Below are 13867 nucleotides of genomic sequence, written 5' to 3'. Positions count from 1 at the left end.
GGTGTCCGGCTCGCGGGGGTGTGCGCGTGAAGTCCCCTTACACCCGTACGCCGGGCATGGGCATCCGCCGAATGAGCGATATCACGTCAACATCGCGCTTACGGGACGCTCTTCGCGGCAATACGTAACCTTATGTCGAGCCGCAGCCAGGAGGCTGGAGCATGAGCATCTGGTGGTCACTCCATTTGCGGCGCGAGGCTGCGAGCGTTCCGCTGGCCAGAAGGCTGCTGATCGGGACCATGGAGACGGCCGGAGTCGATCCGGACATCTCCTTCGACCTGGCGGTGGCCCTCTCGGAAGCGTGTGCCAACGCCGTCGAACACGCCGGATCCGGCACGGAGTACAGCGTCACCGCGCGGATCGACGGCGACCAGTGCCGTATCGAGGTCGCCGACTCCGGTCCCGGATTCCCCCGCGACCGCTTCCGCCACCCGGCCCGGCCGCTGAGCCCCAGGGGCCAGCATGCCGAGCACGGACGCGGACTCTTCCTCATCGAGGCGCTGGTGGACCACGTCCACTTCCAGAACCGGCCGGGTCACGGCACGGTCGTCTCCTTCGACAAGGTGCTCAAGTGGCGTGACGACGCCCTGCTGAAGGCGTCGTAGCGCCACTCGACTCCGGTTCCGGTGGGACCGGCCGGGACCGGTGTTCAGCCGCGCAGCCCCGCCATCCACGCCTCGACCTCGTCCGAGCGCCGCGGCAGCGCGTCCGACAGATTGCGGTTGCCGTCGTCCGTCACCAGGATGTCGTCCTCGATCCGGACGCCGATGCCCCGGTACTCCTCGGGCACCGACAGGTCGTCCGCCTGGAAGTACAGGCCGGGCTCGACCGTCAGCACCATGCCGGGCTCCAGGGTGGAGTCCACGTACGCCTCGGTCCGTGCGTGCGCGCAGTCGTGGACGTCCATGCCGAGCATGTGGCCGGTGCCGTGCAGCGTCCAGCGGCGCTGGAGGGCCAGTTCGAGCACCCGGTCGACCGGGCCTTCGAGCAGCCCCCACTCGACCAGCTTCTCGGCCAGCACGCGCTGCGACGCCTCGTGGAAGTCACGGAAGGCCGCGCCCGGCTTCACCGCGTCGATACCGGCCTGCTGGGACTCGTAGACCGCGTCGTAGACCTTGCGCTGGACCGGCGAGAAGCTGCCGCTGATCGGGAGGGTGCGGGTGACGTCCGCGGTGTACAGGTGGTGGGTCTCCACGCCCGCGTCGAGCAGCAGCAGGTCGCCGGAGCGGACCGGGCCGTCGTTGCGCACCCAGTGCAGGGTGGTGGCGTGCGGGCCCGCGGCGCAGATCGAGCCGTAGCCCACGTCGTTGCCCTCGACTCGGGCGCGCAGGAAGAACGTTCCCTCGATGTACCGCTCCGAGGTGGCCTCCGCCTTGTCCAGGACCTTGACGACGTCCTCGAAGCCGCGCGCCGTCGAGTCGCACGCCCGCTGCAACTCGGCGATCTCGAACTCGTCCTTCACCGCACGCAGCGCGGACAGGAATTCGGTCAGCTCGGCGTCGCGCTCGGCCGTCACCTTGTCGGTGAGCGCCGCCTCGATGCCCGCGTCGTGCCCGCGCACCACGCGGACCGGACCGGCCGCCTCGCGCAGCGTCTCCGCGGCCTTGCGGACGTCCCGGCACGGCATCCCGAGCAACTGCTCGGCCTCGGTGAGGCTGTGCCGCCGCCCGACCCACAGCTCGCCCTGGCCGTCCAGCCAGAATTCGCCGTTCTCCCGGTTGGAGCGCGGCAGCAGATACGCGGTCGCCGCGTGCCCGCCGCCCTTGCGCGGCTCCAGCACGAGGACGGCGTCCTGCGTCTGGTCACCGGTCAGATAGGCGTACTCGGTGGCCGCCCGGAAGGGGTACTCGGTGTCGTTGGAACGGGTACGGAGATTGCCCGCCGGTACGACGATCCGCTCGCCGGGGAAGCGCTCGGACAGCGCGGCGCGGCGCGCGGCGGCGTACGCGGCCTGCGGCAGCGGGGCCAGGCCGTGCAGCTCCGTGTCGGCCCAGTCGGCCTTCATCACGGCCGCCAGCTCGTCGGAGACAGCCGGGTAGAGGCGGTTCTTGCGCTGCTTGATCGGCTTGTCGTCGCCGTCCGCCGCGTCCGTGGCCGCCGCGTCGCCGTCCGCCGTGGCCGCCGCGTCGGTGGCCGCTTCGACTGCCGCGTCCGTGGCCGCCTCGGCCGCCGTCACGGCCGTCCCCGTCGTCTCAGGAGTCTCGGGCGTCTCCTGTCCGACCCGCTCGACCTGCTCGTCCGGCTGTGCCTGGGCCTCGGCCACGTCCTGTCCTCCTCGCTGTCGTCGCCATAGCTGCCTGGAGGTCCCGCCGGGACCCGCTATGGACCTCTACGCATCGTATGTGCGCGCGGAAGAGGGCGTGCGGGGGGGCATAGGTCCTGAATCGCTCACGAATCAGGACCGGGCGGACCGAAGCGGACGCGGGTGACCGCGGCCCGTCTCTCTCAAGGGCCCGTCTCGCAAGGGCCCGTCTCTCAGCCGCCCGTCTCTCAGGGGCCCGTCTCTGTCCGCCTCAGTCGAAACGGACGGCGAGCAGGACGACGTCCTCCACGCCCTCTGACCGGTCGAGGCCGTCGGGCAGGACGGCGTGCAGGATGTGGTCGACGAGACGGTCGGGGTCGTCGCGGGCCGGGCGCGGGGCGCTCTGCGCGGCGGCGTGCAGCCGGGCGAGCGCCCGGTCGGCGGACTCCCCCGTACGGTGCAGCAGCCCGTCCGTGAACAGCACCAGGGTCTCGCCGGGCCGCGCGTACAGCTCGACGCTGGGCGCCTCCCAGCAGCTGAGCATGTTGAGCGGCGCGGACAGCGACGTCTCGACGTACTCGCAGCGGCGGTCGCCGATCACCAGCGGCGGGCAGTGTCCCGCGCCCGCCAGGATCAGCTTGCGGCCGCCGGGGCCGCCCGCCGGGCGCGGGCCGCCGTTCGCCGCCTCCGCCTCCACGTACGCGAACAGCGCCGTCGCGGACCTGGCGGGCTCGGTGAGCCGCATCAGCAGTTCCAGGTCGGACAGGACCGCGACCGGGTCCTCGCCCTCCATCACCGCGTACGCGCGCAGGCTCGCGCGCAGCCGACCCATCGCGGCCACCGCGCCGGGGCCGCGCCCCGTCACCCCGCCGACGGCCAGGCCGAGCGCGCCCTCGGGCAGCGGCAGCGCGTCGTACCAGTCGCCGCCGCCGCGCGGATTCGTCCGGTGCCTGACCGCCAGCCGTACGCCGGGGACGCGCGGCAGCCGTTCCGGCAGCAGTTCCGCGGCCAGCGCCGCCGTGGTGTCCCGTGCGCGCCGCAGGTCGAGCACGCGTGCGGTGTGCTCGGCGGCGAAGCGCAGATACAGGCCCATCAGGCGGCGCTGCCGGTCGTCGGGTTCCGCGGGTTCGTCGTAGAACCACACGGCCGTGCCCAGCCTGCCGGCCGACTGCGCCGTCAGCCGCAGCGCGTAGCTCGCGCCGAGGCCGAGCTGGACGGCGACCTCGCGGTGCCGCCGGTCGAGGCCGGGTTCGTGCAGCAGGTCGGCGTGGACGCGTTCGCCGTCCGCGTCCCGCGCCGCCGATCCGTCCTCCGCCGCTGATCCGTCCTGCGCTCCCGATCCGTCCCGCGCCCCTGACCCGTCCCGCGCTCCTGATCCGCTCGCGTCACTCGGCACGCCGGTGTCGGAGGCGGACGTACGGGGTACGGGCACGGTCTCGATCGTGCCGAGGTCGGCGTGGCCGAGGCCGAGGCCGACGGTGCGTTCGGGGCCGAGGCCGTCGGCCGGCTCCAGCGCGACCATGCCGCGGCGGGCGCCGACCAGGGTGGCCCCGGCGCGCAGCACCTCGTGCAGCGTGTCGTCCAGCGCGGTCGTCCGGGCCAGCCGCTCGGTCAGCTCGTGCACCAGGGACAGGTCGCACACCCAGGAGGCCAGCCGGTCCTGCACGGCGGGGGAGCCGTACCGGTCACCGGCCGCTTGCTCCGGCGCCCGGGGACGGCCCGCACCGGGTACGGTCACGGGCTTGGCCGCGGGTACGGCGGCCTGGTCGGTTACGGGCGCGCTCGCGGAACCGGTCGTGGAATCGGGTGCGGAACCGATCGTGGAATCGATCGTGTAATCGGCCGCCGGTCCCGTCACCGGTTCCGTCCTCGGTTCCGTCCTCGGTCCCGCTGGTTCCGTCGCGGGTGCGGGCGGAGCGGCGGGGGAGACGGCGGGGACCGCGGAGGCGGCCGTGACCTGCGCGGGGCCTCCCGCGGGGGACGCATTCTGCGCCGCCGCGGAAGGTGGTGGCTCTGTTCCGGCCACTTTTTTCATGTGAGCGGCGCTCATGGCCGGGGGCTTCCGGCCAGTCGCCAATGGATGGGGCATTCCGCGCTTTTCGTCCGCAAAGCGCGGCGCATCTGCATCAATAGCATCGCAAACCCCCATGTCGTGGCGCGTCGCTACCAAGGAACCCACTTGTACACGCACAATCGCGGGCATGTCCAGGATTGTCCTGGTAGACGGAGTGGCGTCGGGACGTGACCGGCGTCACGTGCCGTGGTGCGCCGGTGGCCTGGAGTAGCCGTCGAACTGCCGCAGGTTGGCCAGAAAGAGCTACCCCCGTCTCATGCGCGCTGTCGACTGATCCCGGCCAACAGCGCGTCATATTTGCGGGTGATGGGTAGGAACCCGGAGTCCGGCTCAAGCGTCGTAGTACGTAAGCAATTGACAGCCGACCCCACCCCGAGTGGCGAGCGGGAGCTGCGCCCAACGGGATCCACGACTAGTGGCTCGCGATCGGGGCAAGTGAGCAAGCGCCATGCGCACGCCACCCACCGCCACGTTCCACGCTCGGCCGGCGGCGTGATGCGCTGCCTCGTGAACGGCGTGCTCGACAGATACGTGTGCAAGGGCAGATCCCTGGGCGTTAACGGAAAGGAACGAGCGCTGATGCGCGAGATCCTCGGAAGGCGACGCAAGCTCTCACTGCCGCGAAAGGGGCGGACCGCGTTGCGTGACGCGGCGCTCACCTATGCCGAGCAGTGGCAATGGCGTGTGGTGCCCGGTGTCGGATACGACAAACGCGGCACATGGCGGGCGACCGGTGCGCAGCCGTGCGCCTGCGCCCGCCCCAACTGCCCGGTGCCCGGCGCCCATCCGCACGAGCCGGGACTCCTGGCCGCCACCCGAGACCCGCGCATGGTGCGCTGGTGGTGGACGCGCAGGCCGGACGCGCCGGTGGTCCTCGCGACCGGCGACCGGGTGTCCGCGGCGAGCCTGCCCGCGGTGGCCGGCACGCGGGCGCTCGACGCGATCGAACGCCTCGGCGTACGGCTCGGCCCGGTGGTCGCCACCCCCACCCGGTACGTGATCCTCGTCGCGCCCTACTCGCTCGCCGAGCTGGGCGAACTCCTCGACAGCCAGGACTGGGTGCCGACATCGCTGCGCTACCACGGCGACGGCGGATACGTGGCGCTGCCGCCGTCGAGCAGCAGCGCGGGGCAGCTCCGCTGGGTGCGGCCCCCGGTGCCCGAGGCGACGGGGCCCGACGCGCCGGTCGGGCTCGGCGGCGCCGCGCCGTGGCTGCCGCGGATCGGCGACCTCGTGGACGCCCTCGTCCGCGCGGGCCGGACCGCGCCGGACGGCGACCGGCTCACCTATTGATCCGCGTATTGATGCGCCGCGTTGACACCGCGCCTGTTCTGAACGCTGTTCAGGGCGGGCGCGGTGTCGTTCGCCGCGCGCTCTGTCACTCGTTCGGGTAGCCGAGGGCCCCGGCCCTGCGCTGAACGGCGCCTGATCGTTCCGAAGTCCCCGGTCCGCCCGCTACGTTCGGCGGACCGCAACCGTCGAGCGCAGGTGGGGTCGTGCCCGTGGAGCCGAAGTCACAGCCGCAGCCGCAGCCGCATTCGCAGGCCGTTCAGCAGGTCGCGCAGGACCATGTGTCGGGGCTGCGCATGGTGGCCCTCGCGAGCGTCGCCGCCCTGGCCGTCGTCCTGCCGCTGGCCGCCGCCACGGACGGCCCCTCGGAACACCCGGGCCACGGCGGCCACTCCGGCCACGCGGGCCTCGGCGCCCCGCACGCCAGGACCACGTCCGTGGACGGTTACGGAATGCTTCCGCCGACCGCCGAAGGCACCTGAACCGCTACCGACCGGTACGACGAAAAGCGTCGCCGTCGTCTCCCTCGCATGGCGAAAAGCGCCGTCCGGCGCCCCGCGGGCATGGAAACGCCCGGTCGCTGGCGACGGGGGATGCACCAGCGACCGGGCTGACCAAACGGTAACAAGACTTCGTCCGTTAGCAAATTCCCCGACGCCGACGGGGCGCCGATTAGCCGCGATTCAACGGGAGTTGTGACCGGAATCACGGCCTCCCCCTCCGTGCCGCCCCCGCCCTCACCGGCCGGTGGTCCGCAGACCTCCCGATCTGCCCCGCCGGGGCGGGCGGTGACGTGCGGGAGCGTGGTGGTTGGTGGCGCAGTTCCGCGCGCCCCTTAGAGGATCGGTTCGCCGCCTGGGCGAAGGGGGGTGCGCCCTGTCAGGGGCGCGGGGAACTGCGCGGGTAACCCTCCACCGGCGGGTGGTCCGGGGGCGACCGGATTGCCCCGCCGGGGCGGGTGGTGACGTGCGGCAGCGCCGTGGCTGGTGGCGCAGTCCCCCGCGCCCCTTAAAGGATCGGCACACCGCCTGGGCGAAAGTGGGTGTGCCCCGTCAGGGGCGCGAGGAACGGCGCGAGCAACCCACCACCGGCCGGTGGTCCGCGGACCTCCCGATCTGCCCCGCCGGGGCGGGTGGTGACGTGCGGGAGCGCCGTGGCTGGTGGCGCAGTTCCCCGCGCCCCTTAGAGGATCGGTTCGCCGCCTGGGCGAAGGTGGGTGTGCCCCGTGAGGGGCGCGGGGAACTGCGCGGGTAACCCTCCACCGGCGGGTGGTCCGGGGGCGAGCGGACTGCCCCGCCGGGGCGGGTGGTGAGGTGCGGGAGCGCTTCGGCCGGGGTGACGGCTGCCCCCCCCCGTACGGCTGGAGGCCGTGGAATGGCTCGCCGCGAGGCGTAAGGCGGTCGGCGTCAGCTCAGGGTGATCTGGCGGTTGGTGAAGCCGCTGCGGGCGCGCCGCTCGTCGGCGGTGAGGGGGCCGGACTTGGCAAGCGTCTCGGCCAGACGCTCGTTGAAGGCGGCGGCGGGCTTCTCCACCTCGTCGGCGCCCATGCCGACCGGCAGGTCCCACACCGGCACCACGAGCCCGTGCGCGCGGAAGGAGCCGACCAGCCGCGTACCGTCACCCAGCGACGACACCCCGGCGGCGTGCAGCCGGGCCAACGCGTCGAGCAACTCCTCCTCGGGGTGCGGCATGACCCACCGCAGGTGGTTCTTCTCCGGCGTCTCGCACCAGTACGCGGCGTCCACGCCGGTCAGCCGTACGGTCGGGATCGCCGCCTGGTTGGCCCGCTCCAGCGAAGCGGCCACCTCGCCGGTCGCCGCGTCGGCGTCCTCCAGCCAGAACTCGAAGCCGCTGTGCACCTCGGGCGTGAAGGGCGCGTCGAGGTCCAGCACGTCCTGGAGGCGCGGCCCGTCCTGCGGCGGGCGGCGGCCGTCCACCGGATTGCCGGGCGCCGCGGTGAGCGCGCGCAGCAGCGTGTCGGCGAGGTCGCGGCTGACGTCACCGGACGCCGCCTCGTTCTGGAGGCCGAGCAGGACGGCCCCGGTGTCGCGGCGCAGTCCGGGCCACGCCATCGGCAGCACGGTGCCGAGCGTCACCGAAGGAACGCCGTCGGGCAGCGCGTCCTTGAGGGTGAGCGGGGCGGTCGCCGCCGGGACCAGCTCGCGCAGGGCGACCCAGTCGCACTCGCCGGGCAGCCCCTCGAACGGGCGGCGCACCAGCTCGGTCACCGCGTGCGACGCCTCGCGGCCGTGACACGCCTTGTACCGGCGGCCCGAGCCGCAGGGGCAGGGCTCGCGCGCGCCGACCACCGGGACCTCTCCGCTCGTCGGGACCTTCGTCTTCGTCGCGGTCGCGCGCTTCTTGGCCATGGCTCGGTCTCTCCCGTAACGGCGGTGTTCCGGCCGTGAGCCTAGCGCCCGGCGCGGTCGCCGCCGGACCACGGCGAGGCGTGCGGAGGGGGCTACCGGGGTGTCCTGCGCGCTGTAGTGCTGTACCCCGCGCGGCCCGGTGCGGCTCTGTGCGGCCCGGCGCGCCGCCCTACGCCTGGGCCCGCGACCTCAGCCGCGTTCGTCGACCGCGTCGAAAGCCGTGTTCAGCGACCCGAGCGCGTCGAACGCTTCGATCGATTCGGCCAGGTCCATCGACATGCCCATCGGCAGGCCGCCGCCCGCACCGACGATCGGACTGATGCCCGTACCGCCGATTCCGCCGAGTCCGGCCCGCTGGCCGCGCGTGCCGCCCGTACCGCCCGTACCGCCCGCGATCACCGGGTCGTCGCGGCGCGCGTGCCGGGCGCGTACCGGAAGGACCGCCCAGACCGTCACCTCGCCGGGCGCGTCGTCGCGCACGCCCCAGCGCAGCGACAGGCTCCCGACGATGCCGAGGCCCCGGCCGCCGTGCGCGCTCAGGGAGGGGGTGGAGGGGCGTGGCCTGGTGGGGCCGCCGCCGTCGGTCACCTCGACCGCGAGGAGTCCGTCCGTGCCTATCGCCCACGCGGCGCGTATCCCGCACTCGCCGCAGTCGGCGCGGCCGCTGTCGGTACGGCCGCCGTCCGTACGGCCGCTGCCCGTACCGCCGTTGCCCGTCCGTGGGCTGTCGTGACGGCCGCCGGCCGTCCAGTCGTCGTTCACCGTACGGGGAGTGTCCCGGGCGGACCGTGCGCCACCGGCGTCACCGCCGCCCCCGGCCTCGTGCGTCTCCAAAGGACGCGCGTGCCGGAAGGAGTTGCTCAGCAGCTCCGACAGGATGAGGACGGCGTCGTCGATCACCGGCTCCGGCACGTCCTGCGCGCACAATTCGTTCCGCAGTTTCCGGCGCGCCACCGCGACGCCGGTCGGACCATGGGGCAGGGCCATGGTCGAGGACGTAGGCACCTCCTGCGCCACCATCAACGACACCCCCGAGACCTCCTTCACGCCCTTGCGCCACGGGATGGATGCCCTCTGCGACTCGGCCGGAAACAAGCCAACCGCGATCCATTGACGTACTCCGTACACATTCCCGACGCACAATTGCAGCCCGAACACGATACGAACGCGCCGGGGTACGCCCTGTGACGGCTGTCGCCTGGTGATGTCGGCTGCTCTGTGTTGACTCCTGCTGTGGCCTGCGGACATCTGTGAACTTCAACGACCCAGTTGGGACAGAACCGCACTCGGGCGGTTGGTGATGATGGAATCCACCCCGAGCCGTACGCACAACTCGACATCGGCGGGTTCGTCCACCGTCCAGACGTGGACGCGGTGCCCCGCCTGGCGCAAACGCGCCACGTATCCCGGGTCGGCCCGCACGATCCGCATGCTCGGCCCCGCGATCCCGACGCCCGCCGGCAGCCACCCGCTCCAGCGCCGGGGGAGCGCGTGGCGCACCAGGAAGACGGTGGGGACCGCCGGCGCGGCCAGCCGTACCCGGCGCAGCGCCCCCGGCGAGAAGCTCATCACCCGCACCTGGGCGGGCTCCCCGCGCGCCGGGCGGTCCATACCGAAGTGCCGCAACAGGTCGAGCAGCCGCCGCTCGACCTGGCCCGACCACCGCGTCGGGTGCTTCGTCTCGATCGCCACCTCCACGCGGCGGTCGGTGTCCGCGACCAGTTCCAGCAGGCGGCGCAGCGTGAGGACGCCGCTGCGTTCGCGTACGGCGTTTTCGTCCTCTTCTTTTACGCGTCCCGCGCGGGCACCTCTTATATGCGCGTCTTTCGCACGGACGTCTCCTGGGTGACGGTCCCGGCTTCCGGCGCCGCCGGGTCCGCCGCGGCCGTCCTTCCACGAGCCGAAGTCCAGCGCGGCGAGGTCGGCCAGGGCGAGGGAGGAGACGGCGCCCCGGCCGTTCGACGTACGGTCCACCCGCCGGTCGTGGACACACACCAGCTCGCCGTCCGAGGTCAGCCGGACGTCGCAGTCCAGGGCGTCGGCCCCGTCCTCGATGGCTTTCCGGTACGCGGCGAGCGTATGTTCTGGTACGTCCGCGGAGGCGCCTCTATGGGCGACGACCTGGACAGGTCGCCCGTCCGGAAACGCCTCCGGGACCGCGCGCGCGTAAGTCACCGTGTCATGGTGCCACCGTCTCCCCGGCGGCCCGGTAACACGGCCGTACGACGGGTACGCGAAGATGCACAGCTACCGCTTACGGCGGTCCGACACGCCGTGGGAAATGCTGTGTTCGGCCCACCACCTTGTTCCGCACCCGGTTCGGAATCCTGTTCAGAACCTGTCCCGACCCTGAGGAGAATCGCTGTGAGCACCGAGAACGAAGCCGGCTCCGGCTCGGCTGCGGAGTCGGCAGCGCCCGCGCCCGACGGTGCCTCGGCGGCCCAGGCCCCCGTACCTCCTGCCGCTCCGCCGCTCGCCCCGCCGCCCGCTCCTCCGACGGCCCCTCCGGCCGCCCCGCCCGCGCCCGCCGCTCCCCCGGCGTCCGCGGACGGCGAGTCGCGTACGGAGATCCTGCCGGAGGTACGGGACGCGGCTCCGGTGCCGCCCGCGGATCCGTACCGGGCCCCGGCCGACCCGTACTCGTCGCCGTCCTCCTCCTCCTCCTCCTCTTCCTCTTCGCCCGCGCCCGCGCCTTCGCCCTCGCCCTCGCCTTACGGTCCGCCGAGTGGGCCGCCTTCGCCGTACGGGACGCCGCCTGCCGCGGTGTTCGCGGCGGAGCAGCCGCCCGCGGGGCCGGGCGCGTTCGGTGCGTCGGGTGCGTCGGGTGCGTCGGGTACGGAGCAGGGCGCGGGGGCGGGCCACGGCGGGTCGGGTCATGGCGGGTCCGGCCACGGTGGCGGGCCGCACGACCCGTTCGCCGCGCCGTCGTCCCCCTACGGCGCGGCGAACGCGCCCGGTACCGGCCAGCCCGGCGGCCCCGGCGGTCTGCCGCCGGCCTGGGGCACGCACGTTCCCCCGCCGCCGAACGACGGCCGCAAGCGCCGCGGCGGCATCGGCGGCATGGTCGCCGCCGTCCTGGTGGCCGCGCTGGTCGCGGGCGGCGTCGGCGGAGGCGTCGGCTACGCGATCGCCGACCACAACGACAAGTCGAGCTCCACCTCCTCGACCACCGTCTCCGACTCCGGCAGCCAGAAGGCGTTCAACCGCGCCCCCACCTCGGTGGCGGGCATCGCCAACAAGGCGCTGCCGAGCGTCGTCACCATCAAGGCCAGCGGCAGCCAGGAGAGCGGCACCGGCACCGGTTTCGTCTACGACACCGAGGGCCACATCCTCACCAACAACCACGTGGTCGCCCCGGCGGCCAGCGGCGGCAAGCTCACCGTCACCTTCTCCAACGGCAAGACGTACGACGCGGCCGTCATCGGCCGCGCCCAGGGGTACGACGTGGCCGTCATCAAGCTGAAGAACGCGAGCGGCGTCAAGCTCACCCCGCTGCCGCTCGGCAACTCCGACCAGGCGCAGGTCGGTGACGCCACCATCGCCATCGGCGCCCCCTTCGGCCTCTCCGGCACGGTCACCACCGGCATCGTCAGCGCCGTCCACCGCCCCGTCGCCTCCAGCGACGGCCAGGGCAGCAGCGCCTCCTACATGAGCGCGATCCAGACCGACGCCTCGATCAACCCCGGCAACTCCGGCGGCCCCCTCCTCAACGCCAACGGCGCCGTCATCGGCATCAACTCCGCCATCCAGCCCGCGGGCAACAGCGACCCCGGCACCCAGGGCGGCAGCGTCGGCCTCGGCTTCGCCATCCCCATCAACCAGGCCAAGCGCGTCGCCGACCAGCTCATCAAGACCGGCCAGCCCGTCTACCCGGTGATCGGCGTCAGCCTCGACACCCAGTACCAGGGCGACGGCGCCAAGATCTCCACCGACTCCAACACCGCCATCACCTCCGGCGGCCCCGGCGCGAACGCCGGCCTCAAGCCCGGTGACGTCATCACCCGCTTCGACGACACCCTCATCGACAGCGGCCAGACCCTCATCGGCGAGATCTGGCAGCACTCCCCCGGCGACAAGGCCACCATCACCTACACCCGCAACGGCACCTCCCACACCACCACCGTCACCCTCGGCCAGCGCACCGGCGACAGCAACTAGCCCCCACCCACTAAGCTGTCCCCGCGCCCCGCGCCAGGAGGCTTGCCCGAGCGGCCTAAGGGAACGGTCTTGAAAACCGTCGTGGCAGCGATGTCACCGTGGGTTCAAATCCCACAGCCTCCGCCGAGGTAGTTGTATGTGCAGGCCAAAAGGGGTGTCCCGGAAATCGGGACACCCCTTGGTCTTGCTCCCTGTCCCACCCTGACCCGCGTATGTCCCGCCGTCGACCAGTGCGTGTGGACCACGCGTGGACCGGGTCCACGGCTCTTCGTGAGCATCACTCGGGGTATTCGGCCTGTTCAGCGAGGGCGCGGGAGATGCGGTCGTTGTCCTGGTCCTGGCGGCCCTTGATGACCTTCGCGTAGAACCGGAAGAGCACAGCGACGCTGTGCCCAGCCCGCCGGGCTACCTCCACTGGATCTACGCCGGAACTCAGCCAGAGGGAGACTCCGGCGTGACGGAGGCTGTACGGCACCTCGGCGAGGGGCGTCATGCCGTCCTCTGCCGAGAGAGCCTTGCTCCGAGCGGCCTTCCAGATCCCCGTGTACTCCGTCGACCGGACCCGCCCTCCACCTGATGCCCGGAAGAACCGGCCGTCAGGGGCGGTGCCGTATGTCGCCCGGTGCGCGCGGAGCATCCCGACGAGGACGGGAGGGATCGGCACCGGACGTGTTGCCTTGCGGGCGCGGCGCTTCAGGCCGCGCTTGTCGTAGGAAACGCCGTCATCAGTCCATCCCGATCCGACCTCGGGGCGGCTCTCCGAGAGCACGAGTTCGCCCCACTGACTCTCCGCGGTGCCGTTCTTCGGCGCGGGGGGAAGGCGGCATGCGTCGTCGCCGAGGGCGGCGACCTCGGCGGGACGCATGGCGGCGTAGTAGAGGCACCCGAAGAACGCTGCCAAGTGCTCGCCGCGTGGCCCTTGCTCACGCACCGCGGCGATGAGCCGCTGGGCCTGCCCCGGACTGGGCACAAACCGAAAGTCGATCTCGTCGTCCGTCTCCGGCGGCTTCCAGTCGACTTTCCCCAGGGGGAACGAAGCGAGGATTTCGCGTTCCACGGCGTAGCGAAGCGCGTTGGTGAAGACCGTGTACTTCCGGTGGACGGTCGTCTCCGCTGCCTTCGTTCCATCCAACTTGATGGAGAGGGCGCCGAGAGCAGCGCGTAAGTGGGTCGGCTTGTCGAGTTCGGCCGCGTCGACAGACTTGCGCGTGATCCATTCCAGCGCGGCTGCGATGTCCGCCGGGGCGCTCTCGGTCTCCTGCCGAGGCTTCAACTCTCCGGTTACGTCATCACGGTTGAACCGGAACGCCCACGAGTAGAGGGCAGTCCTGAGGGCCTGTTGCTTCGGTCCGCCCCGAGAGTCCTTGACGAGGACGGGCGTGATGGTGGCGAGGGCTTCGGCGATGCCAGCGCGGTGCTTGGCCGATGCGGTCGGCCATTTCATCTTGGCGTAGGCGCATGCGTGCGCGTACCACGTCGGGGACTGGAGACGGTGGAACTCGGACGCTGGGACTCCTGTCGTCTCGTCGAACTGCTCGCGGTTGCGCAGTGCGGCCAAAAGCTCCGAACGGCGGCCGTCGGCCTGCTCCTTGATCTTGTAGCTCTTGGAGTGTGGTGTTGTCCCGACCCGCCAGCGGAGCTGAAAGGGGGTCGCGCGGTCGGGGCGTTTCCGGATGCCCCAAATTTTCACGTCGTAGGTGAGCATGCTTCTCCCCTGGGTGGGGGCGCGCGCCG

Annotated in this window: 10 protein-coding genes and 1 tRNA gene; 5 read left to right on the top strand and 6 right to left on the bottom strand. The window is 72.2% G+C overall.

Features of this window, described 5'->3' with window-relative positions; translation table 11 throughout:
- The first annotated feature begins 161 nt into the window (after positions 1 to 161).
- On the top strand, positions 162 to 605 hold the full coding sequence (locus ABZX65_RS09990) for an ATP-binding protein (protein WP_355336593.1): 444 nt from the start codon (positions 162 to 164) through the stop codon (positions 603 to 605).
- A 44-nt stretch (positions 606 to 649) separates the two neighbouring features.
- Here the strand turns inward: ABZX65_RS09990 and ABZX65_RS09985 are convergent, their stop codons facing one another.
- Together ABZX65_RS09985 and ABZX65_RS09980 are read right to left on the bottom strand one after the other, a co-directional pair.
- The gene (locus ABZX65_RS09985) at positions 650 to 2062 is read right to left on the bottom strand and encodes an aminopeptidase P family protein (RefSeq protein WP_355336757.1); all 1413 of its coding nucleotides are present in this window, start codon (positions 2060 to 2062) and stop codon (positions 650 to 652) included.
- A 451-nt stretch (positions 2063 to 2513) separates the two neighbouring features.
- Positions 2514 to 4100, bottom strand: a complete 1587-nt coding sequence (locus ABZX65_RS09980; protein ID WP_355336592.1) for a PP2C family protein-serine/threonine phosphatase — start codon at positions 4098 to 4100, stop codon at positions 2514 to 2516.
- A 795-nt stretch (positions 4101 to 4895) separates the two neighbouring features.
- On the opposite strand from ABZX65_RS09980, the gene ABZX65_RS09975 reads away from it, so the two are divergent.
- Positions 4896 to 5609, top strand: coding sequence for a bifunctional DNA primase/polymerase (locus ABZX65_RS09975; RefSeq protein ID WP_355336591.1), 714 nt, complete (start codon positions 4896 to 4898; stop codon positions 5607 to 5609).
- A 209-nt stretch (positions 5610 to 5818) separates the two neighbouring features.
- Positions 5819 to 6088 carry a hypothetical protein gene (locus ABZX65_RS09970; RefSeq protein ID WP_355336590.1) on the top strand — a complete coding sequence of 90 codons (270 nt, stop codon included), beginning with the start codon at positions 5819 to 5821 and terminating at the stop codon, positions 6086 to 6088.
- A gap of 924 nt (positions 6089 to 7012) precedes the next feature.
- On the opposite strand, the gene ABZX65_RS09965 is transcribed toward ABZX65_RS09970, so the two are convergent.
- The 3 genes from ABZX65_RS09965 to ABZX65_RS09955 all read right to left on the bottom strand — a co-directional run bounded on the left by ABZX65_RS09965 (position 7013) and on the right by ABZX65_RS09955 (position 10150).
- Entirely contained in the window at positions 7013 to 7975 is a 963-nt protein-coding gene (locus tag ABZX65_RS09965; RefSeq protein WP_188281531.1) for a DUF5926 family protein, read from the bottom strand.
- A 189-nt stretch (positions 7976 to 8164) separates the two neighbouring features.
- Positions 8165 to 9004: an ATP-binding protein gene (locus tag ABZX65_RS09960; RefSeq protein ID WP_355336589.1), complete on the bottom strand. Its 840-nt coding sequence runs from the start codon at positions 9002 to 9004 to the stop codon at positions 8165 to 8167.
- Positions 9005 to 9232: 228 nt separating this feature from the next.
- On the bottom strand, positions 9233 to 10150 hold the full coding sequence (locus ABZX65_RS09955; protein WP_355336588.1) for a glycerophosphodiester phosphodiesterase family protein: 918 nt from the start codon (positions 10148 to 10150) through the stop codon (positions 9233 to 9235).
- Positions 10151 to 10339: 189 nt separating this feature from the next.
- Here ABZX65_RS09955 and ABZX65_RS09950 point away from each other — a divergent pair, with 189 nt between their 5' ends.
- Together ABZX65_RS09950 and ABZX65_RS09945 are read left to right on the top strand one after the other, a co-directional pair.
- Complete coding sequence (locus ABZX65_RS09950) at positions 10340 to 12133, top strand: trypsin-like peptidase domain-containing protein (protein ID WP_355336587.1); 1794 nt, start codon at positions 10340 to 10342, stop codon at positions 12131 to 12133.
- A 36-nt stretch (positions 12134 to 12169) separates the two neighbouring features.
- Positions 12170 to 12256: transfer RNA gene (locus ABZX65_RS09945), tRNA-Ser, on the top strand.
- Positions 12257 to 12410: 154 nt separating this feature from the next.
- On the opposite strand, the gene ABZX65_RS09940 is transcribed toward ABZX65_RS09945, so the two are convergent.
- The gene (locus ABZX65_RS09940; RefSeq protein ID WP_355336586.1) at positions 12411 to 13838 is read right to left on the bottom strand and encodes a site-specific integrase; all 1428 of its coding nucleotides are present in this window, start codon (positions 13836 to 13838) and stop codon (positions 12411 to 12413) included.
- Positions 13839 to 13867 lie beyond the last annotated feature (29 nt).

The organism is Streptomyces sp. NPDC003300 (genome assembly GCF_040610915.1).
Lineage (GTDB): Bacteria > Actinomycetota > Actinomycetes > Streptomycetales > Streptomycetaceae > Actinacidiphila.
This window is presented reverse-complemented; position numbering and strand designations above follow the sequence as displayed.

Bases quoted from the DNA above. Each gene is read 5' to 3' on its own strand.
- ABZX65_RS09990 (WP_355336593.1), top strand. From the start codon at position 162: ATGAGCATCTGGTGGTCACTCCATTTGCGGCGCGAGGCTGCGAGCGTT.
- ABZX65_RS09975 (WP_355336591.1), top strand. From the start codon at position 4,896: ATGCGCGAGATCCTCGGAAGGCGACGCAAGCTCTCACTGCCGCGAAAG.
- ABZX65_RS09965 (WP_188281531.1), bottom strand. From the start codon at position 7,975: ATGGCCAAGAAGCGCGCGACCGCGACGAAGACGAAGGTCCCGACGAGC.
- ABZX65_RS09940 (WP_355336586.1), bottom strand. From the start codon at position 13,838: ATGCTCACCTACGACGTGAAAATTTGGGGCATCCGGAAACGCCCCGAC.